Raw genomic sequence first — 26,642 nt, forward strand, 5'->3', positions numbered from 1 at the left:
ACAAACATACAAAATACGTTTGCCCTTTCTGAACCGCGTAATTCTACTGATCAGCCATCGTTTCAGCAAGCCTTAAATAAGTATTTATTTTTATTAAGACTTTTGAGCCACTAACAGGGCCTGATTACGCCAGCCTTGGGTAATGTCTCCCAGCAAATTCTCTTCACGATACGCTCTGATTTTGAGACCAGCAAATAAATGCAACAGTTCATTATCAGCCAGTAAAAATTCAGGATTTTGCGGGCCTTTGTTTTCCACTTTGTTGCGACAAAAGGTCTGATAAAACACCAAACCGTTAGGTTTTAATGCGTCAACAAGTTGTGCACACAAAACACGATCCAGAAAATGACTGACTACAATTACATCAAACCTGTTTTTTGCCGGTGGTGCAGCAGACACATCTCGCTTTTCGGTCAGCACATCCAGCTGACGGCGTTTTGCTTCGACTGCTAGTTTTGTTAGTGCCTCACCGCTGATATCCCAGGCTTGGGTTTGTAAACCATGTTTGGCCAACAATAGCGCATTTGCCCCCAAACCACAGGCGAGATCTAGAGCATGACCATGTTTGGGTAATAAATGCTGATTTTGCTCTAAGACTAATGCAGGTTCTGGATAATTAACTACCGCTTCTCGGTAGCGTTCATCCCATTTATTTTGAATATCGCTCATTTAGCGACGCCAGAATGCTGGTGTCAGCACCACTAACAAGGTGAAGATTTCCAGACGGCCTAACAACATGGCAACACATAATATCCATTTTGACGTGTCATTGATCTGCCCAAAATTCGCTCCAACATCCCCAAGGCCTGGCCCCAAATTATTCAAGCAAGCCGTAACAGCAGAAAAAGAAGTTACCACGTCAAGACCTGTCGCCATCAGCATTAAATGCATGATGCTGAAACAGAACACGTATAAGGCAAAGAAACCCCATACGGCACCAACCACTTTTGATGGTAGCGCTTTACCATTGACCTTAATGGCAAATACCGCATTGGGATGAATCAAACGTAAAACTTCACGATAGCCTTGTTTGAACAACAACATGGCTCGAATAACCTTGATACCACCACCGGTCGAGAAAGCACAGCCGCCGATATAGCTGGTCATTAACAATAATATTGGCAGAAAACCCGGCCATAAATAATAGTCTGTCGTGGTAAAACCGGCTGTTGTTCCGATTGAAACAGCCTGAAAAATACCGTGATGAGCTGAGGTCCAACCATCATCAAAAGTGCCGGTAAAATATAGATAAACGCTTGTGATCAGCGAGATGATAAACATAATGCTTAGAAACACTTTCAACTCGGAATCACGCAAATAATGCATCAAACTACGATGCCGCCAGGCTAGAAAATGTAATGAAAAGTTCATCGCCGAAATCAGCATAAATGCCACCGCAATCATCTCAATAGTCGCGCTGTTAAAGAAGCCCATGCTGGCATCGTGTGTGGAAAAACCGCCGATAGCGACAGTAGAGAAACTATGTCCGATAGCATCAAACCAAGTCATTCCGGCCCAGCGATAAGCAATGGCACAGGCAACGGTTAAACTTAAATAGATATACCAGAGTGCTTTCGCGGTTTCGGTAATACGTGGGGTTAATTTGGCATCTTTCATCGGTCCAGGGGTTTCCGCCCGATACAGCTGCATACCACCAACACCTAATAAAGGCAGAATGGCCACGGCTAAAACCACGATCCCCATACCACCTAACCATTGCAGAAACTGTCGATAAAATAATACAGCCTGCGGCAGCGTATCCAAACCGACTAATACCGTGGCACCGGTCGTGGTTAAACCCGACATCGACTCAAATACCGCATCGGTAATGCTCATCTGTGGTGATTCAGTCAGATAAAACGGCAAAGCCCCGGAAAAACCCAAGGCAATCCAGAACATCACCACGACGATAAAACCATCACGGATCTTCAATTCTTTCCGATGTTTTCTGGCAGGAAGCCATAACAACAAACCAACGCTAACCAGGATGACAAACGCAGTCAAAAACGCTGTTGCAGCACCATCATCAAACCACCAGGAAACCAGCACAGGTGGCAGCATGGTAATACTGAATAAACTCAGCAAGATGCCCAGAATGCGCTGGATGGTCATTAATTGCATAGTAGATTATTGGTCTAAACGGCGGTGAAGTTGAAGATAATACGCCCATAGGGCCAGTAACAACAAAGTACTAATCAACAATGGCCATTGTCCCCAACGAACATACGGAGTGCTGCCATCTCGTGGTTGAATTTCCCCAGTCAGCACAGCTTGTTCGAATTGAGGACTTTGATTCTGGATTTTACCCTTGTAGTCAATAAACGCTGAAATACCATTGGTAGTGACCCGTAAAATCGGTCTGCCGGTTTCCAGTCCTCGACTACGCGAGATCTGTAAATGCTGGTGCGGGGCAAACGAATCGCCATACCAGGCATTATTGGTAGCATTGATCAGCATCGTTGCCACCGGCACGGTATCGAGGACCTCTGAGGAAAATGCATCTTCATAACAAATTGAGATACCCACAGGCTGTCCGGCAAGCGTCATCTGCGGTTGATTGACAGAACCTGGAACAAAAGCTGACATCGGTAAATCAAAAAACTTTATTAATCCACGCAGCGTTTCAAAAGGAACATAATCACCAAATGGCACCAAGTGACGTTTGTGATAGAACACCGGTGTTTCGGTCAGACTGACCATGCTGTTGTAATAATCGTCACCATTTTCATCCAGCACCGGCAGGCCAAGAATAATATCAGTATTTTGCCCACGAGCTTCGCGCCCCAAGGGAGCAAGATAGCCTTCATCTATTTGATGGTAAAACGCTGTTGCCGCATTTTCCGGCCAGACAATAATGTCAGCATCCCAGTTCTGACGACTCAAATCAGCATAAAGCTGCAAGGTATTACGCAATTGTTGCGGATCCCATTTAATTTCCTGCGGCACATTGCCTTGTATCAATGCTGCTTTGAGCGGCTCACCAGTAGGTTGTGTCCAATCAACAGATTGCAAAGTATAAGCACTGCCCCAAATGACTACGGGCAACAATATTAGTGGCCATTTACGCTGGCTGATAACGATAGCCAAACACCCAGCGGTCAGAGCTACTAACCAGGATGCGCCATGTACACCAATTAACGGAATAAAGCCGGCAAGCGGACCTTCAATTTGTCCGGTGCCCACTTCCAACCAGGGAAAACCGGTTAAAAACCAGGCCTTAAACCACTCAAATAATAGCCAGCCTATAGGCAGTAAAATCAGAAAATCTTTGCTGGAGAAGAATGGTCCGGTCAGACGTTTGAGTAGCCAGCCCAACCCGCCAATCATTAAACCCAAGGCAACCACAAATAAGGCTGTCAGTAACCCTGCGAGAAAAACACTCGCCTGGCCAAACACATGGATGGCTACATAGACCCAGGAAACGCCAACGCCGAACATACCGGCGCCAAACAAACTGCCACGCCAAAATGCTTGTCTTGGTGTGACATGCTGCCAACTCATAAACAAGATCAGCAGGCTGATTATGGCTAGCGGATAAAAATGAAAAGGTGACAGGCTTAACGGCAGAATGGCACCAGCAACTAATGCTGCCCAACTACCAAACGCACCTTGCCAAGCTTTATGCCCGGGGATTGTCATTATTCTGTTTCGCTTTCGCTATCAGTTGCTTCGGGTAATATCACCATACGTAATAAATGTACGCGGCGTTTATCTGCTCGTAACACCGTAAACTCAAACTGACCAATGGTGACCTGCTCTCCCCGGCCGGGCAAATGACCGAATTGATTCACTACATGTCCACCGACGGTATCAAAATCATCGTCACTCCACTCTGTTTCAAAATACTCGTTAAAGTCTTCGACGGGAGTCAATGCTTTAATGGTGAAAGTGTTTTCATCACGTTGCAGAATCGGCGCATCATCGTCCACATCGTGCTCGTCTTCAATTTCACCAACGATTTGTTCTAAAACATTTTCGATGGTGATCATGCCGGCCACACCACCATACTCGTCGACAACGATTGCCATATGATTGCGACGGGCGCGAAATTCGCGGAGTAACACGTTTAAACGTTTACTTTCAGGGATAAACACAGCTGGTCGTAACAATTCACGTAAATCAAAATTAAATTCACCAGAACTAACAACTGCGGACAGTAAATCTTTGGCGAGCAGGATACCAATGACATCATCACGATCATCATCAATCACTGGAAAACGTGAATGGGCTGTTTCGGTAACCAGTTTGAGGGTTTCTTCTGCCGGAGCATCTCTTGAAACCATAACCACTTGAGACCGCGGAATCATAATGTCGCGGGCCTGCATTTGTGAGACGCTCAAAGCGCCTTCAACAATCGACAGGGCTTCGGCATCCAAAATATGCCGTTCTGACGCATTGCGTAACAATTCAATCAGCTGTTCCTGATCTTTTGGCTCCAGGAACAAATTACTTAATTTTCGCACCCAGGAAACTGGACTGTCTGAGCGACTCGGTCGTCCCTCACTCATGATGTAACCCTCTGCTCTATATAAGGATTGTTGATAGCAAGTTTTTGTAAAATACTAATTTCCAATGATTCCATCAATTCGGCTTCATCGTCTTCAATGTGGTCATAGCCAAGTAAATGTAAACAACCATGCACAATCAAATGTGCCCAATGATCATCAATGGCTTTATTTTGTTCGGTAGCTTCTCGTTCCACCACCGGTACACACAACACCAAGTCACCTAATAACATAGGCTCTAACGGCACAGGTGACTCAAAGGGAAAAGATAAAACATTGGTAGGAGAGTTTTTGCCGCGATAATCGTTATTCAATTCGGCACTTTCGGTCTCGTCCACCAAGCGAATACTTAATTCACAGTCTTCGTTGACTTCGGCCAGTGCAGCACTGGCCCAGAGTTGAAATTGTTGTTCAGACGGTACATCTGCATCAGTTGCCTGCTGCAAATCAATAATGACGTTCACGACTTTGTTTCAGCCTTTTCATAAGCCAAGATAACTTTTTGTACCAAAGAATGACGGACCACGTCTTTGGCCTGGAAGAAGGTAAAACCAATACCTTCAACATCTTTTAATACTTCGATTGCATGACGTAAACCAGAACGTACTGAGCCCGGTAAATCTACCTGAGTAATATCACCGGTAATTACAGCAGTGGAGTTATAACCAAGACGGGTCAGAAACATTTTCATCTGCTCAACAGTCGTGTTCTGCGCTTCATCAAGAATGATAAATGATTCATTTAAAGTACGGCCACGCATATACGCCAGTGGTGCAATCTCAATGACATTTCGTTCAATCAACTTGGCCACTTTTTCAAAGCCAAGCATTTCATAGAGTGCATCAAACAATGGCCGTAAGTACGGATCCACTTTTTGTGCTAAATCACCCGGCAGAAAACCGAGTCGCTCACCGGCTTCAACTGCAGGTCTGACTAACACGATACGTCTGGCAAAATCACGTTCCAACGCTTCTACTGCACAGGCAACCGCTAGATAGGTTTTACCGGTACCGGCTGGACCCACACCAAAGTTGATGTCATGAGTCATCACCCGACGTAAGTAGGCTTGTTGATTTTCACCCCGCGCTTTGATCAGGCCGCGCTTGGTTTTGATGGTGACTTCTTTTTCTTCTTCAAAACCGGTAATTTCGGTGCCGCCTGATTCACGAATCGCTAAGTGCACTTGCTCAGGTTCTAAAACAGATTGGGCCGTATCGGCATACAGGGCATGAATCACATCCTGAACTTCACTGAGAATATCCGGCTTACCAATGATCTGGAATTTGCCACCTCGGTTATTGATTTCAACACCAAATCCGCGCTCCATCATCCGGATATGTTCATCCAGGTGACCGCAAAGATTGGCTAAACGGGGGTTGTCCGAAGGACTTAATTCAAAGCTTATCGTGTCAACTGTTACAGTTGGAGTGACCACAAATTTGATTCCAAAAAGGAGTTAGAGGATAACGCTATCAGCAAGAAGTTCTCCTCGCAAGGAATTGGTGTGTGCTTCAGTAATTCGCACATCGACAAACTTGCCCACCAGCGCCATATCACCGGGGAAATTAACCACCCGATTATTTTCCGTTCTGCCAGCGATTTCATCTGCATCACGATGTGCAGCACGCTCTACCAATACCCGTTGTACGGTGCCAAGCATCGCATCACTCACTGCATCTTCCAGTTCACGCAAACGATCTTGCATGATTTGCAGACGTTGTTTTTTCTCTTCATCAGACACTGAATCATTAAACATCGCTGCCGGTGTGCCCGGACGCGCGCTATAAATAAAGCTGAATGAATGATCAAAACCGATTTGATTGATCAGTGCCATGGTGGCATTAAAGTCATCGTCAGTCTCATTGGGAAAACCGACAATGAAATCACTCGACAGACTTAGATTAGGGCGAATTTTTTTCACCCGTTCAATTTTCTCAATATATTGCGCGACGGTATGACCACGTTTCATCATCGCCAGAATGCGATCTGAACCTGACTGTACCGGTAAATGCAGATGGTTAACTAATTCAGGAATTTCGGCAAACGCTTCGATTAACGAATCAGAAAACTCCACCGGATGTGAAGTAGTAAAGCGAATACGCTCAATGCCATCAATTGCTGCGACATAATGAATCAACAATGCTAAATCAGCAGTTTCATCATCTTCGATAATGCCGCGATACGAATTAACGTTTTGTCCTAACAGATTTACTTCACGTACGCCCTGAGCGGCCAGCTGTCGAATCTCACGTAACACAGCACCAACAGGGCGACTGACTTCTTCACCGCGGGTATACGGTACAACGCAGAATGTGCAGTATTTGCTGCAACCTTCCATGATAGAGACAAACGCTGTTGGGCCATCGGCTTTCGGTGCAGGCAGATTGTCGAACTTTTCGATTTCCGGGAATGAGATATCAATTTCCGGTTTATTATTTTTTCTGACGTCGTCCAGCATGGTGGGCAGACGATGCAGAGTTTGTGGTCCAAAAATCAGATCGACATACGGTGCGCGTTTACGGATTGCTTCACCTTCCTGACTGGCTACACAGCCGCCCACGCCAATAACCAGATGTGGTTTTTTATCTTTCCAGCGTTTCCAGCGGCCTAATTGATGAAAGACTTTTTCCTGGGCTTTTTCACGGATCGAACAGGTATTGAGCAACAACACATCCGCTTCTTCAGCGATATCGGTTGTTTCCAGTTGATGCGACGCAGCAAGCACCTCGGCCATCTTGTTCGAGTCATACTCGTTCATCTGGCAGCCAAAGGTTCTGATAAAAAGTTTTCCGGCCATAAAATCAGTTATTGATAAAGGGCGCACAGCATACGCTTTTTAGCGCGCAGAGTACAGACAAGTGATTGTTTTTGTTGACGCAAAATTATGCCAACGTAAAACAAATCACTCGTCTATGCTTAGCCGAACCTTCTATTAGTTTTTCAGCGGGTTACAGCATAGCCAACAGGAATCTGATAACTCCATGTTTCAGATAAGGGCTGTTGGTTTTCATCTACCAATGCGGCGCGCATTTCAACCACCTTAGTAGGATCGTGAATTCGCGTCCGCATAATCAAACGCCAGCCTTTTGTGGCCTGGTTATACCGCAGGTGGCTACTTAAAATTTCAGCATGTTCACTGATACTAATTTGTGTTGCAGGCATCTGATATTCACCGCGCTCGGTTAATACCGGACCTTGAAAATCCACCTGCAATAAAATGGTTTCATCTAAATCACGGATCAGGTTTGCCTGTTTGTCTTCGCCAGCTGAACGTAAGGTTTGTGCAACCCAGGCAATATTTGGATCCGCCAGTGATGGCTCATCCAAGGTCCAATGGATTCGGTAGGCTAGATCAAGCGGTTCACCAAACGCTGGAAGGTTATCCGGAATCCAGAAGGCACCAACATTATCATTGGTTTCGTCGGCAGTGCGATATTCAATCAGTTTGATACGACCTTTGCCCCAGTCACTTTTGGTTTCAACCCAAGCACTAGGTCGTAAATGGTATAAATCATCAAGATCCTGAAACCTTGAAAATTCACGGCCACGCTGCAATAAACCAAAACCTTTCGGGCTTTCAACCTGCCAGGTACTGACTGATACACCATCAGGGTTATTCAATGGACGCCAAATCCATTCGCCATTCCCAGCGTGGATCGACAATCCATTTGAATCATGAATTTGTGGACGGAAATTATGCTGGCTAGGTGGTTGGCGGCCGTCATATAAAAACATACTGGTTAAGGTTGCCAGACCCAACTCATTAACCTGTTTGCGTAAATACACTTTGGCTTCAACATCAAGCACCGTATTGGCGCCAGGTTGTAAATCAAAACGATAAGCTCCGGTTGCGCTGGGTGAATCCAACAAAGCGTAAATCACCAGATTTTCCTCGCCAGGTTGTGGATGTTGAATCCAAAACTCACGAAACTCCGGAAACTCTTCGGCGATGTCATCGGATACCGCAGTATCAATATTCATTCCGCGTCCGGATAACCCGTAAACTTGATCTTTACCAATGACTCGGAAATAACTCGCACCTAAAACACTCATGATTTCGTCATATTTATCCGCTTTGTTTATCGGATATAAAACACGGAAACCGGCATAGCCAAGATTCGACGTCGTAGCTTTATCAAACGATAAATCACCGAACGCAAAATCCTCAGGATCATAGGTAATTTCCGTCATGCCATTGGGCAAGATTTCATTAATTTTTACTGGCACTTTAAAGTGCATACCTTGATGATAAAACGCCAAACGAAATGGTGTTTGCTGATCATTCCAGTGAAATTTTTCAGCGATTGGCTGAATCTTCATGTAATCGGCAAATTGCATCTGACTGAACTCAACCGGTAGATTGCTTTGCGGTTTGACGTAGTCCTGTTTGACCAATGCCTGGGCTTTTTCGGCCACATCATCCAGCGAAAAACCAAAGCTGCTGGTTGAAAGCACTAACAAACTGATTGCGACTACATTCGAGATAAAATTTAACGAGCGACCTGAGCGATTAGCTAAGGGATAAGACATGTTATTTCCTCAAATCAAAGCTGAAAATGGATATTACTTAGGTATAAATTTAGGCCGGCATTGGCATAAAAACATCAAGATTGTTTTGTGGCCATCAATGGCAAACGTTTTAATATCCATTTACGGGTAGGCACCACCGCACGCTCCATCATCCAGATACACAAGATAATGGTCAGCAACAGAAACAATGGATAAAACCAAATCGACAAGGTTTGTTCACTTGCCTGCACCGCACAGCTTTTCCAGTCCTGCAAACACTCAACTGACATCACATTGAAAATCTTTTCTGAGCGGGAAAATAAGATAAAAGCCGGTACATGTAAGACAAACAACGGTAAAGATGCCGCACCAAGTCGACGTGACCAGTTATTAAACCATTCACTGCGTGGTGTTCCTGCTAAAGCGCACAAATAAATTAGCATCAGTTGGGCAGGTAATAGCAAACCGTTATGTAGCAAGAAATACCAGTAACGCTCACTCTTAAGTAGCCAGATTGCTCCGAAAAAGCACAACAAAACAAACATAATCATCAGCATTCGAATAACTGGCGTAGGCTCTCGTCCACTATCCCGCATCTGGCGAAAAAGGGCATAACCGACAATACCGGCAAAAAACTCTGGAATACGAATAATCGGCATTCGATGCAACATGCCAGTAAACGGCATTCCATAGTCGCCATTCCAAATCACCAATAAAGGCGGGATCAGATAAACCAACATTAATGCCGCAATCCACAACACTTTATGCTTTACCCGCATCAGATACGGCGCGGCAAAGGGAAAGGTCAGATAAAAGAAAAACAAGGTAGAAATCGACCATAACGGCGCATTAAAAGTCAGGTAAAAAGGATTCCACGCCTGCAACATAAACACTTGTAAAAACGAGTTGAGCAATAACTCCCCATTACTCATGTAATGCTCTATTGACGCTCGGCCCGCTTCACCTAAATCCACATTGGTGTCATACACCACAAACCGCACAGTGGCTTTTACATCATCCGGTGGAATTCCCAGATAACTGATAATGGTTAATACAGTGAAGGTTAACAGCAGAGAAAAAATATGCAGCGGGTATAAATTAGAAAATCGCTTGGCCCAAAAACTGGTCGCCGCTTCGCGTAATTCGCCATTGCTGCAATATACATGCGCTAATAGAAAACCGGATAACACAAAGAAACTGCTGGTGGCAAAAAAGCCAACACCCACCATATCCATCAACCAGGGGACTTTTTCTTTGAGTTTATAAGTGTGCAGCGTGTGGAAAATAACAATATAAAGACCGAGCAAAAAGCGCAGCCATTCCAAACCTATAAAATGTTCCTTACCACCTCGTTCCACTCAGTGTCCTTGAGAAATTGTTGTAAAAGATATTAGACAGTGCATCTTAAACCATTCAAATAAAACACTTTACAAGTCGTTCCAGTGATCTGGATTTAATTGGCATTTCGATAAGATTGCCGATAATTCCAGGCTTTTTCACACTCTGGCAAATCATAAAATAATACCGGCTGATCCCCACCCTGATTCCCATAGTCACTGTAAAAGCGCTCGCAATATTCCTGACTACGATCCCACTCAGCGACACACTCCGCGGCATACCTTTCTCTGATGGGTCGCAGCTTTTCCAATCTCACAGCCTCGCAAGCTTGATCGAGTTGCTGTTGAATAGCTCGACGATCTTCAGCTATCGCCGGACTCATAAAGCCAGCCAACATCATGGTCAGTAAAGATAAAACAAGTTTCATATAACGATCCTTTATCAATTCTCTACCAATACATTTGCTCTAGGTTAATGCGCTTATTTCTCTGAGTTCTACAGTGGGGATGTTTCGTTAGTTATGCGACTAAACAACTTTTGTAAGTTTGTTACGAATCATCTTTGTCATGATCATATTTCATGACAAATATATCTGTTGAGAAATTTTCACTCTCAGCAGTTCTAATCCGGCAACAATTAAGGAAATAACCATGCACGTAACTTCAGAAGCAGCTCAAAAAGCCATCGATGGCGCACTCAAAAAAGCCGAAGAAACAGGTACTCGCATGTGCATTGCCGTGGTGGATTCCGGCGGTGCACTCAAAGCCTTCTATCGTATGGATGATGCATGGGTTGGTAGCATCGATATTGCCATCAAAAAAGCCCGTACGGCTGTTTATTTCGGCATGCCTAGCGGAGAAATCGGCCAACTGTCCCAACCAGGAAAACCATTGTATGGCATTGAACACTCCAATGATGGCATGATTACTTTTCCGGGGGGTGTACCGATTGTCGATGATGAAGGGTTTATGTCTGGCGCGATAGGCGTCAGTGGTAGCTCGGTTGAAAACGATGATTTAGTCGCCCGTGCAGGTGTTGAAACCATTGGCGTATGTGATTTACCGGAACATCCGTGGAGAACATAAACAAATAAAATAATTAATGGAGAGAGAATATGAGCACCAAACTTTTAGGCATTATCTTGTTAGTTGTTGGCGTTATTCTGCTGGTATTCGGTTGGAATTCTTCACAGTCTTTAGGCGATCAAGTCACTGAAACGATTACCGGCCGTTTTACCGATGAAACTATGTGGTTCATCATTGGTGGCGCTGTAGCTGTAGTAGTGGGTGCTTTTTTAGCACTCGGCAAAAAATAAATATTAAGATGCCTTCGACTCATAAATCGAGTAATGGCAATTATGCAAAAAGCACAACCCGCAAAGCTGTTAAGATGTGAAGCCAAAGCAGGCTAACTGAAAAAGCCCCCATTACTGGGGGCTTTTTTATCTAAACGAGTATCCAATCATGACTGAGCAAACATTCATCAAAGGCAAAGATAGCGACCTGGAAACCAGCATCGCCACTATGCAGGCCAAATTAAAATCGTTTGGTTTTGATATTGAAGAGGCCTCTTGGTTGAACCCAGTCAGTAATGTTTATTCAGTCCACATCCGCGATAAAACCTGCCCTTTGATGTTTACCAACGGCAAAGGCAGCAGCGAAAAAGCCTGCTTGGCCAGCGCGTTAGGTGAATATTTTGAACGTCTCAGCTGCAATTACTTCTTTGCTGATTTCTATCTGGGCGAGCATCACAGCAACAGCGAATTTGTGCATTATCCCCATGAACGCTGGTTTGATATTGATGGCGATGAAATGCCTGAAGGCTTGATGGATGAATCGCTGTGGAAATACTTTGATCCGGAAAATGAACTGACGCCGGATATGTTATTTGACACCAACTCCGGTGATGGCGAACGCGGTATCTGTGCAGTACCTTACCAACGTTTGCGTGATGGTGAAATCCGTTACATTCCAGTCAATGTGATTGGCAATATTTATGTCAGTAATGGCATGTCAGCGGGTAACACCCAGAATGAAGCCCGTGTTCAGGGTTTGTCTGAAGTATTTGAACGTTATGTGAAAAACAAGATCATTGCCGAAGGACTTTGCCTGCCGGAAGTACCTGATGAAGTGTTAAACCGTTTCCCTAAAATTCAACAAGCCTTACAAGAGTTGCGTGATCACGGTTATCACCTGCGAGTAGCTGATGCATCACTGGGCGGTCAGTTTCCAGTAATGTCCGTGACGTTAATTAACCCAAAAGATGGTTCGGTGTTTGCGTCGTTTGGTGCCCATCCCAGTTTTGAAGTGGCATTGGAACGTACTGTCACTGAATTATTACAAGGCCGTGGTTTGGACCAGCTGGATGTATTTCATCCACCGACTTTTGATTTGGATGAAGTCGCCTCACCTGCCAATCTGGAAATGCACTTTATCGACTCCAGCGGTTATATCTCCAATGATTTTTTCCGCGAAACGCCTGATTTTGATTTCGTCGATTGGGACTTCGATGATGCCACCGCCGATGAATTCAAATTCCTCAGCGATACCATCCATAACCTGGGTTTTGATATCTACATTGCCGATTACAATCACCTGGATGTCTACGCCTGTAGAATTCTGGTGCCGGGCATGTCAGATATTTACCCTGTCGATGAACTGGTTTGGGAAAACAATAATGAAGGTGCCCTGTTCCGCGAGGATTTCCTGACCTTAAAAGATGGCGATGCTGAACAATGGCAGGATATTCTGGATCGTCTGGATGAAGGTGGTTATAACGACCAAACCCCGGTAGCCCCATTTATTGGCCTGGCTGCAGATCCTGGTACCTTATGGGCAGAGATTCGTCTCGGCGAACTGAAAGCCATGTTGTATCTGGCGCTGGAAGACGAAGAAGCCATCGACTGGATTGACTGGTGTCTGGCACTAGATCAGGCCAGCGAAAAAACCATTCTGCATTACCGTTGTTTAAAAGCATTGCTGGAAATCAAATGGGATGATGAACGCGATTATGCTGAATACACTAAAGGCTTGGCATTAATGTACGGCCAACAAAATGTAGACGATGGCATTCAAATCGTTGAAGGTAAAAAACTATTCCACAACCTGCATTGCCCCGGCCTCAGCCTGGAAGGTTTTGAAAGACATAATGCCTTACTGGCTGGTTATGAAAAACTCCAACATGCCAAGCGTACTAATTGGAAGTAGGTTTTCCTCAATAACGTTCTTGAATTTAGCTTTCACTGCAGCGATTAAATAGATGACTTAGTCGCTGCTTAGTTCTAGCGGCGGCTTTCAAGTAACCAATAAACTTGAGCACACCTATGTTTTTGAGGGTTGGCTAAGACAGCTATTCAGGCTTAGCTCTATCAGCTGGTAGAGACTGTTTCGGGGAATACGCCCTCTTCGTTCCGCATCAATCAATCCTGCCAATATGTTATAGAAAAGTTCGGTCATCGCAGCCGCACTAATATCTAACCGGAATGCGCCTTCCTTTTGTCCTCGGAGAAAAAAAGCATCTAATGCATCCTGGCCATTAATCCAGCTTTTATCTGGATGGGATTCATCCAAATAATCTGGCCGCCAGTTGTGCATCATAAAAATTCCAAATTCTTTGTTGGTCAGATAGGCATTTATTAATCTCGATAGCGCCTCTTGTGGGGAGCCTTTATCCAGCTCTGCACGTTTTATCGCGTTGATGTAATACAGCGCAACATGCGATATCAAGCGATCAATCAACTGTTTTTTTGACGGACAGAAACGGTAAAGCGTGGCTTTACTGACTCCTATTGAGTTTGCTAATTCTTGCAAGGTCGCACGAGGCTGGTTAACCAAAGCAAGCGCTAATGCAGGCAGAAAGCGAAATTCCATGTCGTCATATTCTGTGGGGCTCTGCTCAGTAACAGACATCAGTAAATTTCCTCTCTAGTCATAATTCAACCTTAATAAAACTTTATTAACTTTCAAGTATACAGAAACCATTTGCCCCTGCTTGAATCAAAATTGATTCAAATGAATCAATTAGGTATCATCTGTTTTTTCCCACACTTTACGACGATCAACTTTTTAGGAATAAGATGAAAATGTCACCGTTAAAACTAGCGTTACCCGCGTTAATATTGGTGAGTATGACTTTAGTTGGCTGCAAAGAAGACGAAGTCATTGTTGTCGTTGAGCCCAAACAAGTGGATGTTGTCGAAGTACAGCATGTGCGATTGTCTCAAACAGACGAACTAGCTGGTCGAGTTATCCCAGTTAGAGTCGCAGAAGTTCGTGCTCGAATTGCCGGCATCGTTTTGAAAAGGGAATTTGAAGAAGGTGCGGAGGTAAAAGCAGGACAAGTTTTATTCCGAATTGATCCAGCACCTTTCAAAGCGGTGTTGTCCCGCGCAGAGGCCGAGCTTGCAAAAGCAGAAGCAGATTTATTCAATGCAGAAACTATCGTCAAACGATATAAATCGTTAATCGAACAGCAGGCCATCAGTCAGCAAGAATTCGATACGGCGCAAACTGCCTATAAAAGTGCTCAAGCCGCAAAATTATCCGTATTAGCCGATATAGAAACAGCTAAGCTGAATTTAGACTATGCCACCGTAAGAGCGCCTATCTCCGGTCGAATTGGGCGTGCTTTTGTCACTGAAGGCGCGTTGGTTGGTCAAGGTGAAGCGACACCTATGGCAACCATTCAGCAGCTTGATCCCATTTTTGTCGATTTCACTCAATCTATTGAAAAGCTTATTCAAACCCGTGAAGCGATTGAGGATGGCCGTTTATCAACAAATGAAAGTGGTGATGCCATTATCACGTTAACGGTAGATGGCAGCACCCGAACACGTGAAGGTCATCTGTTGTTCTCAGATATTGGTGTAGATCAAACAAGTAATCAGGTTTCACTTCGCGGTCGTTTTTCTAACAGTGACAAAGTGCTGCTTCCCGGCATGTACGTTCGCATTCAAATTGAGCAAGGTATTTATCCTCAAGCTGTTTTAATTCCGCAACGATCCATCAGCCGCAGTACAGATGGTAAACCTCAGGTACTCGTCGTTGGTCAGGACAATATTGTTGAAGCCCGTTTAGTGGAAACTGGCGCAATGCATGGTAGTGAATGGCATATCTTAAATGGGCTGAATGCAGGTGAACGCATAATCGTTGGCGGCGCAAGCGCCGTTATGCCCAACGATACAGTTATCCCCCGGCTAGAAACGGCGAAAGCTGAAAGAAACACCACACCCTCCACCAAAATCTGAACTGATATTTAGCTGATTACCTGGGATAAACCATGTCAAATTTCTTTATTTCACGTCCCAACTTTGCCTGGGTTGTGGCCATCTTTATTGCTCTTGCTGGGTTGTTAGCAATTCCATCATTACCTGTTTCGCAGTTTCCTGTCGTGGCGCCTCCACAAATCATGATTACTGCCACTTATCCAGGTGCTTCAGCACAGGTGTTGGTTGAGACGGTGACCAATATCATTGAAGAAGAACTCAATGGCGCAAAAAATTTGCTCTATTACGATTCGGCTAGCAATTCAAATGGTGTGGCTGAAATAAGCGTAACCTTCGAACCGGGCACTGACCCTGACATGGCACAAGTTGATGTGCAGAATCGAATCAAAACCGCCGAGGCTCGTTTACCTGCTGAAGTGATACGCCAAGGTCTACAGGTTGAGCAAGCGAACGCCGGTTTTTTAATGATCTATTCATTGACTTACAAAGGTGATGACACTGACAAAGATATTGTCGGTCTTGCCGAAGTAGCAACACGCCAAATCAATAATGAAATACGCCGAGTACCAGGGGTCGGAAAGGTCCAATATTTCGGTTCAGAAGCAGCGATGCGGGTATGGATCGACCCTGAGAAATTGCGAGGCTTTAATATTTCCATGGCAGATATAACCGCTGCTATCACCGAACAGAACGCGCAAGTTCCAGCCGGTAGTTTTGGTGGTCGACCCAGCTTATCTGAACAAGAGCTCACTGGAACACTGCTCGTTAAAGGTACTCTCGACACACCAGAGGAGTTTGGACAAATTATCCTAAGAGCCAATAGAGATGGTTCTATTGTGCGATTATCTGATGTTGCCAAGCTTGAAATCGGTCGACAAGATTACAATTTTGAAACCCGCTTGAATGGTAAACAAGCTGTCGCCGGTGCTGTTCAGCTAGCGCCTGGTGCAAACGCAATTGCAACGGTAGAGGCGGTAAAAAAGCGCCTTGAGGAGCTCTCGGTAAATCTGCCAAGCGATATTGAAGCATCTGTTCCCTACGATACATCCTTGTTCGTTAAGGTCGCGATTGAAAAGGTTATACATACCTTGCTTGAAGCCATGGTTCTGGTGTTTCTGGTAATGTTCCTGTTCCTTCAAAATATCCGCTATACGATGATCCCGACAATTGTTGTGCCGGTATGTTTGCTTGGCACATTTGCGGTGATGTCGCTTTTAGGTTTCTCCATAAACATGATGACCATGTTCGGTATGGTCCTTGCGATTGGTATCTTAGTCGATGACGCAATAGTCGTTGTTGAGAACGTTGAACGCCTGATGGCAACAGAAGGCTTATCGCCTAAAGATGCAGCAAGAAAAGCGATGAAGCAGGTTTCAGGCGCCATTGTGGGGATCACCCTTGTACTCTCAGCCGTGTTTTTACCACTTGCATTTATGGATGGCTCCGTTGGTGTGATTTACCAACAGTTCTCGCTAGCACTTGCTGTATCAATTTTGTTTTCGGGTTTTCTCGCGCTCAGCCTGACACCGGCCTTATGCGCCACATTATTAAAACCTATTCCAAAAGGACATCACGAAGAAAAGAAAGGCTTTTTTGGATGGTTTAATAACACATTCGGTTGGCTCACTAAAAAATATGTCTGGCTGAACAGTAACTTTGTACAAAAAACCGGAAGATATATGGTCATTTACCTCGGCCTGGTTCTCACCTTAGGTTATTTTTACAGCCAGTTGCCAGAGTCTTTTTTGCCAGAAGAAGATCAAGGTTATTTTATCGTGGATGTTCAATTACCCTCGGGCGCAACTTATTCGCGTACTGATACGACCATTCAGCAACTGGAAAACTTTTTAATCGATCGAGATTCCATGCAGGATGTGTTCTCCGTAATGGGCTTTAGTTTCTCCGGCATGGGGGATAACGCTGGCATTTTATTTCCCACATTAAAAGAATGGTCTGAGCGAGATAAATGGCAATCTGCCAAAAATGAAACTGACGCGGTCAATCAGGAGTTTGCCGATGTGAGTGATGGTGTCGTCATGGCGGTGATGGCACCTGCAATTGAAGGACTAGGTAATTCCGGCGGCTTCTCTTTGCGCTTGCAGGATCGAGCAGGATTAGGACGCGAAGCATTATTAAACGCTCGAGACGAATTACTTGCAAAAGCAAACAGCTCTCCCACGATTGCCTACGCCATGATGGAAGGGTTACCAGAATCTCCGCAATTGAGAATCAACATCGATCGTGAGAAAGCGCAATCCATGGGCATCAAAATAGAATCTATTCACAATGTCATCTCCACTGCTTTTGGATCAGCCACTGTGAGTGATTTTGCCAATACAGGCCGTCTACAGCGCGTCGTCATTCAAGCGGACATTAACTCACGCATGACACCAGAACATGTTTCCCGGCTAAATGTAGAAAATAGCAATGGTGTGCAAGTGCCTTTTAGCGCCTTTGTCACCACAGAATGGGAAAATGGGGCGGTACAAGTTGCCCGCTACAATGGCTATCCATCTGTCCAGATTGCTGGAGATGCTGCACCAACTTATAGTTCAGGCCAAGCGATGGCTGAAATTGAACGCATTGTTTCTGAAATGCCTCAAGGGATTGGCTTTGAATGGACTGGACTTTCTTATCAAGAAAAAGCTGCTGGGGCTCAAGCACCTTTTCTATTCTCACTGGCGATTTTAGTCGTATTCCTCTTGCTGGTGGCCCTATACGAAAGTTGGTCCATACCGATTTCAGTGATGTTAATTGTGCCAATTGGTGCATTAGGATCGGTACTTGCCGTAACAATCCTTGGCATGCCCAATGATGTGTATTTCAAAGTCGGCCTCATCACCATTATTGGTTTGTCAGCAAAAAATGCCATTTTGATTGTGGAATTTGCCAAAGAGCTACGGGCTGAGGGTCATACGATTATTGAATCAGCCGTTGAAGCGGCAAAACTCCGCTTTCGTCCTATTACTATGACTTCGCTGGCATTCATATTAGGTGTCGTGCCATTAGCATTAGCGAGTGGTGCTGGTGCAGCCAGCCAACAAGCTTTGGGCGTCGGAGTTATTGGTGGAATGTTAAGTGCGACATTTTTGGGCGTGGTGTTTGTGCCAATATTTTTTGTTTGGGTTTTAACCACTATGTCTAAGCTGAAGCGAAAAAAACAAAGATAAACCAATTCATCTCGACGAAAAACTGGCTGGTTCTTAAAACAATTTCTAACAGTTCAAATGATATGACACGAGCCTTTAACCTGGCTCAGATTCTGGAGAGGAAGTTTAAACTTCCTCTCCTATGTTACTAACTTTAAAACGACCTAATAAACCTCCTGCATCGCTCGGTCTGCCAGCGACAAACCTGCACCTTCGTATACTTCAAATACTTCATCCGCCCCTAAGGCTTTTAAGCGCTCTACTTCATCGGGATATTCGACAATGGCCGCCACACGGCCTTTAAAATCGCGGCCTCGCAGTTGTTCAAGTGCATACACATTCCCGGCATGATGTGGCATCGCCAACACCACCAGTTGAACTTGATCGCTCACCAATAATTTGTCCCAGAAATCCGAATCTACCGCATCGCCTTCAACGATTTGATAATGCTCGCTTAAACGTTCAACTTTGTTTTGATCGTTATCGATACCCAACACATTTAAATTATATTTATCCTGCAACCGTTGATAGGTACCCCGACCAATCTTGCCCATACCCAAAATGACAGCCTGAGCACCATTCAGCTCAATCGGTTTGTCATGCGGATGTAAATCCGCAGCAGGCACTTCATCTAATCGACCTCGGCTTAATTGATACAGACGCTCGTTATAGTTATTCAAAATAGCTGCCACCACAAAACTCATCGCAACTGATAACGACAAAATCACCAGCCAGTCACTGCTCAACCAACCTTGCGTCATCGCGAGAGCTGCCACAATCAACCCGAATTCTGAGTAATTGGTCAGCGTCATTGAGGTTAACACCGAGGTACGTACTCGTAATTTAAAACGTGGGAACATCAGCACAAACAACACCGTTTTCAATGGAAGCAACACTAGTAAAAACAGGGCCAAAGCTACATGTTCCCAACTAGGTAATGCGGTCAGCCCAATTGACAGGAAAAAACCAACCAGAAACAGTTCTTTAATATTGAATAATGAACGCGCCAGACTGGCCGAGGTTTTATGCGGTGCCAGCAGAATCCCCATAATCAACGCACCCAGATCGCCTTTCAGCCCCACCATCTCAAACAGTTTGTAACCCAGCACCAATGCTAAGACAAAGCCAAACAATACCTGCATCTCACCATGACCTAAGCGGTCCAAAATTTTCCGTAAAAATGGCGCTGCAGGAATCAGCAGAAATAAACCCAGAGCCCATACGGATGGCAGACTGCCGGTGGTGGCAGACAGGAAAACCACCGCAAAAATATCCTGCATAATCAAGATACCTATCGCCACCCGACCATAAAACGATTGGGTTTCACTGCGTTCTTCAAGCAGTTTGACGGCAAATACGGTACTGGAAAACGACAAGGCAAAGGCCAAAATGAGAATGGCGGTCCAATCGGTAGATTGCATGAGCACAATGCCACCAAACTTGAGCAAGCCGATGATCAATACAAATAACAGGCTGGACAGGGTGATATGCAAACTGGCCACGCCCCATACTTCGGACTGCAGCAGAGTGCGGATATTGAGTTTAAGGCCGATGGTAAATAGTAATAAAGTGACGCCGAGATTGGCGATGGCATTGAGGGTCGGGGTCAGTTCATAGCCTGAATAATTGAGTAAAAACCCTGCTGCAAGAAAACCGGCCAGTGGTGGCAGGCGCAAAATCATTGCCAGCAAACCACCTGCAAAAGCGTAAATAAAATAAGCCGGTTCCACTGTATAACTCCCCAGTCTGAATGCCGATTGAAAGCCAATCGGCATATTTATTCAGGGGAATCATACCGTACAAAATCCCAATTCAGTCGAATCTAAACTATTTGATAGATCTGTTACTTTCTCCACCAGCAAATATAGTTGATGTAACTCGTATTCAAAGACAGATCTTATTTACCGTCCCACATCACATCGACATTGGCGTCAATTGCTGCTTTTAACAGATTAATTAACGGCAATGCACGTTGTGACAGGCCTGGTTTGAATTCGCCGTCCTCAGGATCTTGATCTGCAGCTGCACTGGAATCAACGGCTTTTTGTAGATTCTCTAATGCACGTGGCAAATCCTGAGGCTGAAACGCGCCAGGAACGGTGCCGCTATGGCCCATTATTTTCAGCATATCTTTTGCTACATCACCTAACATCGTGATATTCGCTGAGGCTTTCGAACTAAACGTTACGATCATGGTTTTCTTCCTTATTTTTTTAACCTGCGAACAGCCAGGCCACTGCTAGTGTAATGATTAATAAAACGACGGAAACCACACTACCGATTCGTCGAGCATAGATATGCAACATAAAATTTCCTTACACTAAATCAAAGCGTTCAGAATAAATGCGCCGAGCATTCACACCACGTTTTTGCAGTTCAGGCTCCACCAGATCCATCATCGGTGGTGGTCCGCAGACAAAATAATCTATATCGTCAGCATCTTCCGGCAGGTATTCATCTAGCAAATCACCATCTACATACCCCGTTTCTCCCATCCAATCATCAGAAGGATCTGACAGCACATGAGCGAATGTAAATGGAAGTTTTTGGGTAAATGCCTCCAGCGTTTCTCGCATAATGATTTCATCTTCTGACTTATTAGCATAAATCAGCCACATCGGAGTGTAATTCTCCTTTGCCAATCGACTGCGAATCATCGACAACACGGGGGTGATGCCAATGCCACCCACCACAAAAACAGCACGGCGTTTCGCATTAGGATCTAACGAAAACACTCCGTATGGTCCTTCCAGAAAAGCTTTATCTCCGGCTTTAACTTTGGATAAATGATGGGTGAAATCACCGACTTCTTTAATGACAAACTCCAATCTTTCTGGATTTGTTGCACTTGATGCCATTGAAAACGGATGTTGTTGTGTCGAAAACGGTGAATCCCCCATCGTCAGCCAGACAAATTGGCCGGGGGTAAATTTCATTCCCGAATGACCGTCAGCGACTAAAATCAAGTCGTTCGAATCCGCTCTCATTTCATCAGACTTAACCACCCGCCAAGGTCGTTTTTGTAACTGATAAGGTCGCCATAAACGTGTTTCCAGTAATAGTAATAACGGAATCGCGATCACAGCAATAATCAAGGCTTGAGTTAATAAACCTTCGGTATGGTGCTTGCCCATCAAGGCATGACCTAACCCACCTGCGACAACAAATAACGACAAACTCGCATGAACGGTTCGCCATGTTTCATATTGCAAACCAAGTTCTTTTCGCCATAACGAACTGATAATTAATGCCGTCACTGCCAAAGCTAATGCAATCACACCACTTGCACGGAGCCAGTCTTCTCGCGGATCTAACCAGGCAATAAACTGCTGATCACCAGCAATTAATAACACCGGATGTGCCAGGATAAATAACCACGCAGCAATGCCGGTGCGTCGATGAAACTGCAGCAAATTGTCTTGCCCGACATTGCCGGCAAACCAGCGATGTCTACCCGAAATAATTAATTGAGTTGCCAGCATGCCCAGTCCTAATAAGCCGAGCATTGATCCCATTTCAACCATGAGATCTCGTGGCTCCGGGCGATCAATGCCCATGGCGATCATCATCGGCAGCAAAGCGATCACCAAATAAAGCACTAGCCAAAGAACAATATTGATGGGGTTTATCGGCATATAAAACACTCCGATTCAGGGTGAGTGGATGCAAGCGGACCGGCATGAAGAAATGTAAATGAAGAGGCAATAGAGGGATTTGCTTCAATCAACCTTAAACAACTCTAAAGCATATTGCTAATAGCCGTCGTTAACAGACATCAAACTCAGGTTTTTAAATAACTAAACCCGGCAGTCACTTCACTACCGGGTTTAGTTTTGATCAACGATTTAGGTAATTATCTAGGCTCAACTGTTGTTTCATATTCTGGGCTGACCAGACGTGGGTCACCTTTATCCAGACACAGGAACGTTGCATCGTAAAAATATTTTACTTTTTGACGTTTTAAGATTTTAGTGACCAACAGTTCTTTACCCTGACTGGCACAATATTCACCAGCTTGATCCAATACAGAAGCTTTAGCGGGTGTTGCGTTCACATGGTCAGCAGAAACCGTATAGGTATCCGGGCCGACTTTTTTTATTCCTGTAGTTTTGACTGCACAGCCGGAAACTAAAGCGACTACTGACAAACTAACGATCAAAGCAATTATTTTCATTGTTATCTCCATGTTAATGAGGGCTTGGTTATTTTTTAAAGCCGCCTTTGTTGTGGCGCTAAAAGATAAACAAGCCCCATGTCGCCATTATCAGCGGTTTACCACCCAACAACAATGTCTATTAAAGACCAGAAAAATCAGCTTGGCTTTAACATACATTTAGCTCTGGTTAGAGAGTGACAAAGGCTCTGGCCTTCACCTACGCTTTTGTTTAGGCTAGCGCTATGCAATCAACACCCAAAACAAATAATGTCATTCTAGTACGTCCCAGAATATATCTGGGCAAAGGCTTGGCTATTGGTCCTGGCAAGATCGATTTATTACGAGCTATCGCGGAACTGAAATCGATTGCTGCAGCAGCAAGAAAACTCAGTATTCCTTATAAAAGAGCCTGGGCGCTGATTGATTCGCTGAATCAGGGTTTTGGTAAACCGGTGGTTGAAACCACCAGTGGTGGCAAAGGTGGCGGTGGCACTTCGTTAACCCTTCTCGGCCAGCAGCTGGTGGAGAAATATGATGCTCTTGAAATACGCCTTAATGCACAAGCCACCGAAGAATTAGCCGCCGTTCGCGCCTTAGCCGATTAGTCTCAATCCTTCGCAAAGTTGTTGTCATAAATCACATGCATTATATTGAGCGTTATGTCTCAACAGGCCTAACGAAAGCAGCCCCATTAATCAGGACACCATGAAGTCTTTTAAATTAATTGCCAGTTTTTTTATCGTGCTGCTTTCGACCCAGGCTATGGCTGAAAGAGCTACCGTAGCAGCGGCATCCGATCTCAAATTTGCAATCGAAGAAGTCGCCGCTTTATTTGAGCAGCAAACCGGTCAGCAACTACGTTTAGTGTTCGGTTCGTCCGGCAACTTCAAAACCCAGATCCTGCAAGGCGCGCCATTTCATGTGTTTATGTCAGCAGATGAAAATTTTGTATTTGAATTAGCTAAAGCCGGTAAAACTCAAGATCAAGGTCGCATCTACGCTATTGGCCGCATTGGCATTATGGTGCCGCATCAATCTCCGTTAAAAGCCGATGGCGAACTGACTGATTTAACCAAGGCTATAACAGATGGTCGATTAAAGAAATTCGCTATCGCTAACCCTGAACATGCTCCCTATGGAACGCGGGCAATGGAAGCTTTGCAATATGCCGAGCTGTGGCAGAGCATTCAACCAAAGCTGGTTTATGGAGAAAACATTTCTCAGGCCGCCCAGTTTGCCACTTCTGGATCCACCCAAGGCGGCATTATTGCGTTATCTCTTGCACTTGCCCCACAAGTTGCCAAATTAGGTGAGTTTGAATTGATCCCCGAGCACTGGCATCAGCCACTTATTCAACGCATGGTGGTGATAAAAGATGCCCCGCCAATGGCACAACAGTTCTATGACTTTCTCGCCACACCACCAGCACAAGACATCATGGTGCGTTATGGCTTTGCGATGCCCGATGCCTAATTGCGGACTTTTATAAGATGGATTGGCAGGCGTTAATACTCTCGCTGCAACTGGCTTTTGTAACCTTGCTGATTTTGCTGCCGTTTGGGCTGTTACTAGGTCGCTGGCTGGCGCATACCGAGGTTCGTTATAAAGCCTGGATAGAAGGCCTGGTGGTTTTGCCATTGGTATTACCCCCGACGGTTTTAGGCTATTACCTGCTGGTTTCTATGGGAGGTGGCTCGCCGTTCGGCCAATGGTTCGCCGAGACTTTTGGCTTTCAACTGACCTTTAATTTTTTAGGTTTGGTGATTGCTTCGGTGATTTTTAATATCCCATTCCTGGTACAACCAATTCAACGTGCCTTTGAATCTATCCCTAGGGAATTAGGCGAAGCTGCTGCGGTCAGTGGCTTAAGCAAATGGCAAAGCTTCTGGCGTATTGAAGTGCTATTGGCCTGGCCCGGTATTTTATCCGGCATGGTTTTAACCTTTGTACACACCATGGGCGAGTTTGGTGTGGTTTTAATGGTCGGTGGCAGTATTCCCGGTGAAACCAAAACCATCGCCATATCGATTTATGATCGAGTGCAGTCATTTGATCTCGACGGGGCAAATCAAATGGCGATGATGTTATTGCTCTTGTCGTTGACCGCAGTAGTCGCGTCATTTTTTGCTTCGGCACGATTGGCGGTTAAACGATGACGCAACATTCTCCGGCCCTGCAGGTTTCGATTGAACAAACATTGCCGATGCCGATAAAAGGCTACTTTCAATGTGAATCCGGGCAGTTATTAGCATTGGTCGGCCCGTCAGGAGCAGGCAAAACCTCATTAATACGGATGTTGTCAGGTTTAATGCAACCGCAGCAGGGCAAAGTAATTGTCGGCGACGAAGTCTGGTGCGATACCGAGCAGAATATTTGTCTTTCTCCTCAAAGTCGTCATGTCGGCATGGTGTTTCAAAACTACGCGCTGATGCCGCATTTTGATGCGATTGAAAATGTGTCATTACCCCTGTTGCATTTGCCCAAAGCTGAACGGATAAAACAAGCTAAACGCTGGCTGGATCACGTGGGGTTAACTGATGCAGAACAACACCGTAAACCAGCAGATTTATCGGGCGGTCAGCAACAACGTGTCGCCGTTGCCCGAGCATTAGCCCGTGAACCCAAATTGATGCTATTGGATGAACCCTTTTCAGCAGTAGATCAGATGAATCGTCAAAGTCTTTATCGATTGCTGGCAGATTTACGTCGTGAATTAGCCATTCCGATTATTTTAGTCACCCATGATTTAAACGAAGCGCGAATGTTGGCTGATCAATTAGTTGTGATCGATAACGGCCAAATTCTGCAGCAAGGCACGCCGTCGGATATTTACAATGCACCACGTAATGCTCGAGTGGCTGATCTGGTCGGTATACATAATCGTTTTCTGGGGGAATGGATTGGACCATCAGAGCAATCCGGGCAAGGGTTATTGCGTTGGAAAGGGCAAGGTTTAAGCGTTGCCCAACAACCTGTTTTACAAGTGCGTGATAAGGGTCGATTACCTGAAGGTCAGCCGGTCAACTGGGTAATTCCAAGTGATGGCATCAGCTTGATTAAAAAAAATGAAATTTCTCAACAGAATGACTTTCATGCCGAAGTGACGGAATCCAGACATTTAGGTGAAATCAACCTGCTGACATTAACTATTGAAGAAGTACCCGGAGCTGAATTTGTGTTGACCTTATCGGGTTCCTTTCGCAAAAACCTGCCTGTTGGAACCAAGCTGGGGATCCGCTTGGATTTAAGTTTGGTACATGTCATGCCGATTCGAGCGGATGGTCAGGGCAAAAACAGGCTCAAAATAAACAAAGCCTGAAAGCCCCTATCTAACTTGTGTTACTGATAAAACTCTACATAAAACCGCACGGAACCAACAGGTTTCACCTGATGTAAAACAGTTGGCTCAACCACACCAAAGGTATTGATATCCAAAGTAATTTCTTCAAATGGCTCATGAATGGTGTAAAGCAGATGTCCGCTCAATACGACGATTTTTCCCCAAACATCAGCTTTAGTTTGATGATTCTTTAACAAACCTTCAGGAATTGACTCCTCATCAAACTCAGGGGTGCGTTTATAGGAAACAACAGTGTCTGGTAGTGATTTCATCGTCAGCCTCTCATTGTTCGGATGGAGCCTGAAAAGTCTATTGAACGGTAAATTCAATCAGGCGCGATTTCATAGCCACTATATAACTTTCATTTATATAAAGCTGCATTTATAAGCTGTGAGAGTCAACAACGCCGATGAAAGAAGGG

25 protein-coding genes are annotated in these 26,642 nt (G+C 44.9%); 9 read left to right on the forward strand and 16 right to left on the reverse strand.

Annotated elements, in window-relative coordinates; all coding sequences use genetic code 11:
* Positions 1–93: 93 nt before the first annotated feature.
* From A9E74_RS00365 to A9E74_RS00410, 10 genes are all read right to left on the reverse strand, one after another.
* Positions 94–669: a class I SAM-dependent methyltransferase gene (locus tag A9E74_RS00365; protein WP_069294692.1), complete on the reverse strand. Its 576-nt coding sequence runs from the start codon at positions 667–669 to the stop codon at positions 94–96.
* The gene (locus tag A9E74_RS00370; protein WP_069294693.1) at positions 670–2,121 is read right to left on the reverse strand and encodes a TrkH family potassium uptake protein; all 1,452 of its coding nucleotides are present in this window, start codon (positions 2,119–2,121) and stop codon (positions 670–672) included.
* A 6-nt stretch (positions 2,122–2,127) separates the two neighbouring features.
* A complete protein-coding gene (lnt, locus tag A9E74_RS00375; protein ID WP_069294694.1) occupies positions 2,128–3,639 on the reverse strand; it encodes an apolipoprotein N-acyltransferase in 1,512 nt (503 codons plus the stop codon).
* Positions 3,639–4,508, reverse strand: coding sequence for a CorC family transporter (locus A9E74_RS00380; RefSeq protein WP_069294695.1), 870 nt, complete (start codon positions 4,506–4,508; stop codon positions 3,639–3,641). The genes lnt and A9E74_RS00380 overlap by 1 nt, the downstream gene beginning before the upstream one ends.
* Positions 4,505–4,969: an rRNA maturation RNase YbeY gene (gene ybeY, locus A9E74_RS00385; RefSeq protein WP_069294696.1), complete on the reverse strand. Its 465-nt coding sequence runs from the start codon at positions 4,967–4,969 to the stop codon at positions 4,505–4,507. Before ybeY ends, A9E74_RS00380 begins: the two co-directional genes overlap by 4 nt.
* Positions 4,966–5,940, reverse strand: a complete 975-nt coding sequence (locus tag A9E74_RS00390) for a PhoH family protein (protein WP_069294697.1) — start codon at positions 5,938–5,940, stop codon at positions 4,966–4,968. The genes ybeY and A9E74_RS00390 overlap by 4 nt, the downstream gene beginning before the upstream one ends.
* Before the next feature lie 21 nt (positions 5,941–5,961).
* Entirely contained in the window at positions 5,962–7,302 is a 1,341-nt protein-coding gene (miaB, locus tag A9E74_RS00395; RefSeq protein ID WP_069294926.1) for a tRNA (N6-isopentenyl adenosine(37)-C2)-methylthiotransferase MiaB, read from the reverse strand.
* A 143-nt stretch (positions 7,303–7,445) separates the two neighbouring features.
* Entirely contained in the window at positions 7,446–9,035 is a 1,590-nt protein-coding gene (locus tag A9E74_RS00400) for a glucan biosynthesis protein G (RefSeq protein WP_069294698.1), read from the reverse strand.
* A 74-nt stretch (positions 9,036–9,109) separates the two neighbouring features.
* A complete protein-coding gene (locus A9E74_RS00405; RefSeq protein WP_069294699.1) occupies positions 9,110–10,372 on the reverse strand; it encodes an acyltransferase family protein in 1,263 nt (420 codons plus the stop codon).
* Positions 10,373–10,467: 95 nt separating this feature from the next.
* Entirely contained in the window at positions 10,468–10,779 is a 312-nt protein-coding gene (locus A9E74_RS00410) for a hypothetical protein (RefSeq protein WP_069294700.1), read from the reverse strand.
* A gap of 223 nt (positions 10,780–11,002) precedes the next feature.
* Here A9E74_RS00410 and A9E74_RS00415 point away from each other — a divergent pair, with 223 nt between their 5' ends.
* The 3 genes from A9E74_RS00415 (at position 11,003) to ycaO (ending at position 13,558) form a co-directional block, all read left to right on the forward strand.
* Positions 11,003–11,437: a GlcG/HbpS family heme-binding protein gene (locus tag A9E74_RS00415; protein ID WP_069294701.1), complete on the forward strand. Its 435-nt coding sequence runs from the start codon at positions 11,003–11,005 to the stop codon at positions 11,435–11,437.
* A gap of 29 nt (positions 11,438–11,466) precedes the next feature.
* Entirely contained in the window at positions 11,467–11,667 is a 201-nt protein-coding gene (locus tag A9E74_RS00420; RefSeq protein ID WP_069294702.1) for a DUF3185 family protein, read from the forward strand.
* Positions 11,668–11,815: 148 nt separating this feature from the next.
* Positions 11,816–13,558, forward strand: a complete 1,743-nt coding sequence (gene ycaO, locus A9E74_RS00425; protein WP_069294703.1) for a 30S ribosomal protein S12 methylthiotransferase accessory factor YcaO — start codon at positions 11,816–11,818, stop codon at positions 13,556–13,558.
* 114 nt (positions 13,559–13,672) lie between these two features.
* On the opposite strand, the gene A9E74_RS00430 is transcribed toward ycaO, so the two are convergent.
* On the reverse strand, positions 13,673–14,260 hold the full coding sequence (locus A9E74_RS00430; RefSeq protein WP_069294704.1) for a TetR/AcrR family transcriptional regulator: 588 nt from the start codon (positions 14,258–14,260) through the stop codon (positions 13,673–13,675).
* A 167-nt stretch (positions 14,261–14,427) separates the two neighbouring features.
* Here A9E74_RS00430 and A9E74_RS00435 point away from each other — a divergent pair, with 167 nt between their 5' ends.
* Positions 14,428–15,597 carry an efflux RND transporter periplasmic adaptor subunit gene (locus A9E74_RS00435; protein ID WP_218104264.1) on the forward strand — a complete coding sequence of 390 codons (1,170 nt, stop codon included), beginning with the start codon at positions 14,428–14,430 and terminating at the stop codon, positions 15,595–15,597.
* 32 nt (positions 15,598–15,629) lie between these two features.
* Positions 15,630–18,746: an efflux RND transporter permease subunit gene (locus tag A9E74_RS00440; protein WP_069294705.1), complete on the forward strand. Its 3,117-nt coding sequence runs from the start codon at positions 15,630–15,632 to the stop codon at positions 18,744–18,746.
* A gap of 143 nt (positions 18,747–18,889) precedes the next feature.
* Here the strand turns inward: A9E74_RS00440 and A9E74_RS00445 are convergent, their stop codons facing one another.
* The 4 genes from A9E74_RS00445 to A9E74_RS00460 form a co-directional block, all read right to left on the reverse strand.
* Positions 18,890–20,455 (reverse strand): cation:proton antiporter family protein, encoded by a 1,566-nt coding sequence (locus tag A9E74_RS00445; RefSeq protein WP_069294928.1) that lies wholly within the window; start codon positions 20,453–20,455, stop codon positions 18,890–18,892.
* A 167-nt stretch (positions 20,456–20,622) separates the two neighbouring features.
* Entirely contained in the window at positions 20,623–20,919 is a 297-nt protein-coding gene (locus tag A9E74_RS00450; RefSeq protein ID WP_069294706.1) for a DUF1840 domain-containing protein, read from the reverse strand.
* 121 nt (positions 20,920–21,040) lie between these two features.
* On the reverse strand, positions 21,041–22,360 hold the full coding sequence (locus tag A9E74_RS00455; protein ID WP_069294707.1) for a ferredoxin reductase family protein: 1,320 nt from the start codon (positions 22,358–22,360) through the stop codon (positions 21,041–21,043).
* A gap of 218 nt (positions 22,361–22,578) precedes the next feature.
* Positions 22,579–22,899: a hypothetical protein gene (locus A9E74_RS00460; protein WP_069294708.1), complete on the reverse strand. Its 321-nt coding sequence runs from the start codon at positions 22,897–22,899 to the stop codon at positions 22,579–22,581.
* Between the two features lie 224 nt (positions 22,900–23,123).
* Between A9E74_RS00460 and A9E74_RS00465 the strand changes: the two genes are divergently transcribed.
* The 4 genes from A9E74_RS00465 (at position 23,124) to A9E74_RS00480 (ending at position 26,200) form a co-directional block, all read left to right on the forward strand.
* A complete protein-coding gene (locus A9E74_RS00465) occupies positions 23,124–23,486 on the forward strand; it encodes a winged helix-turn-helix domain-containing protein (protein WP_069294709.1) in 363 nt (120 codons plus the stop codon).
* Positions 23,487–23,586: 100 nt separating this feature from the next.
* A complete protein-coding gene (gene modA, locus A9E74_RS00470; protein WP_069294710.1) occupies positions 23,587–24,354 on the forward strand; it encodes a molybdate ABC transporter substrate-binding protein in 768 nt (255 codons plus the stop codon).
* A gap of 17 nt (positions 24,355–24,371) precedes the next feature.
* Positions 24,372–25,037 (forward strand): molybdate ABC transporter permease subunit, encoded by a 666-nt coding sequence (gene modB, locus A9E74_RS00475; protein ID WP_069294711.1) that lies wholly within the window; start codon positions 24,372–24,374, stop codon positions 25,035–25,037.
* Positions 25,034–26,200 carry an ABC transporter ATP-binding protein gene (locus tag A9E74_RS00480; RefSeq protein ID WP_069294712.1) on the forward strand — a complete coding sequence of 389 codons (1,167 nt, stop codon included), beginning with the start codon at positions 25,034–25,036 and terminating at the stop codon, positions 26,198–26,200. Before modB ends, A9E74_RS00480 begins: the two co-directional genes overlap by 4 nt.
* 20 nt (positions 26,201–26,220) lie before the next feature.
* On the opposite strand, the gene A9E74_RS00485 is transcribed toward A9E74_RS00480, so the two are convergent.
* Positions 26,221–26,493, reverse strand: a complete 273-nt coding sequence (locus A9E74_RS00485; RefSeq protein WP_069294713.1) for a TehB family protein — start codon at positions 26,491–26,493, stop codon at positions 26,221–26,223.
* Between the last annotated feature and the right edge of the window lie 149 nt (positions 26,494–26,642).

Origin of the sequence: Methylophaga muralis (genome assembly GCF_001720165.1) — a bacterium.
Lineage (GTDB): Bacteria > Pseudomonadota > Gammaproteobacteria > Nitrosococcales > Methylophagaceae > Methylophaga > Methylophaga muralis.

What these genes read in the sequence shown, in the direction of transcription:
- A9E74_RS00365 (WP_069294692.1), bottom strand. Translation starts at nt 669, where the DNA reads ATGAGCGATATTCAAAATAAATGGGATGAACGCTACCGAGAAGCGGTA.
- A9E74_RS00370 (WP_069294693.1), bottom strand. Translation starts at nt 2,121, where the DNA reads ATGCAATTAATGACCATCCAGCGCATTCTGGGCATCTTGCTGAGTTTA.
- lnt (WP_069294694.1), bottom strand. Translation starts at nt 3,639, where the DNA reads ATGACAATCCCCGGGCATAAAGCTTGGCAAGGTGCGTTTGGTAGTTGG.
- A9E74_RS00380 (WP_069294695.1), bottom strand. Translation starts at nt 4,508, where the DNA reads ATGAGTGAGGGACGACCGAGTCGCTCAGACAGTCCAGTTTCCTGGGTG.
- miaB (WP_069294926.1), bottom strand. Translation starts at nt 7,302, where the DNA reads ATGGCCGGAAAACTTTTTATCAGAACCTTTGGCTGCCAGATGAACGAG.
- A9E74_RS00400 (WP_069294698.1), bottom strand. Translation starts at nt 9,035, where the DNA reads ATGTCTTATCCCTTAGCTAATCGCTCAGGTCGCTCGTTAAATTTTATC.
- A9E74_RS00410 (WP_069294700.1), bottom strand. Translation starts at nt 10,779, where the DNA reads ATGAAACTTGTTTTATCTTTACTGACCATGATGTTGGCTGGCTTTATG.
- A9E74_RS00415 (WP_069294701.1), top strand. Translation starts at nt 11,003, where the DNA reads ATGCACGTAACTTCAGAAGCAGCTCAAAAAGCCATCGATGGCGCACTC.
- A9E74_RS00420 (WP_069294702.1), top strand. Translation starts at nt 11,467, where the DNA reads ATGAGCACCAAACTTTTAGGCATTATCTTGTTAGTTGTTGGCGTTATT.
- ycaO (WP_069294703.1), top strand. Translation starts at nt 11,816, where the DNA reads ATGACTGAGCAAACATTCATCAAAGGCAAAGATAGCGACCTGGAAACC.
- A9E74_RS00430 (WP_069294704.1), bottom strand. Translation starts at nt 14,260, where the DNA reads ATGTCTGTTACTGAGCAGAGCCCCACAGAATATGACGACATGGAATTT.
- A9E74_RS00435 (WP_218104264.1), top strand. Translation starts at nt 14,428, where the DNA reads ATGAAAATGTCACCGTTAAAACTAGCGTTACCCGCGTTAATATTGGTG.
- A9E74_RS00440 (WP_069294705.1), top strand. Translation starts at nt 15,630, where the DNA reads ATGTCAAATTTCTTTATTTCACGTCCCAACTTTGCCTGGGTTGTGGCC.
- A9E74_RS00450 (WP_069294706.1), bottom strand. Translation starts at nt 20,919, where the DNA reads ATGATCGTAACGTTTAGTTCGAAAGCCTCAGCGAATATCACGATGTTA.
- A9E74_RS00455 (WP_069294707.1), bottom strand. Translation starts at nt 22,360, where the DNA reads ATGCCGATAAACCCCATCAATATTGTTCTTTGGCTAGTGCTTTATTTG.
- A9E74_RS00460 (WP_069294708.1), bottom strand. Translation starts at nt 22,899, where the DNA reads ATGAAAATAATTGCTTTGATCGTTAGTTTGTCAGTAGTCGCTTTAGTT.
- A9E74_RS00465 (WP_069294709.1), top strand. Translation starts at nt 23,124, where the DNA reads ATGCAATCAACACCCAAAACAAATAATGTCATTCTAGTACGTCCCAGA.
- modA (WP_069294710.1), top strand. Translation starts at nt 23,587, where the DNA reads ATGAAGTCTTTTAAATTAATTGCCAGTTTTTTTATCGTGCTGCTTTCG.
- modB (WP_069294711.1), top strand. Translation starts at nt 24,372, where the DNA reads ATGGATTGGCAGGCGTTAATACTCTCGCTGCAACTGGCTTTTGTAACC.
- A9E74_RS00480 (WP_069294712.1), top strand. Translation starts at nt 25,034, where the DNA reads ATGACGCAACATTCTCCGGCCCTGCAGGTTTCGATTGAACAAACATTG.
- A9E74_RS00485 (WP_069294713.1), bottom strand. Translation starts at nt 26,493, where the DNA reads ATGAAATCACTACCAGACACTGTTGTTTCCTATAAACGCACCCCTGAG.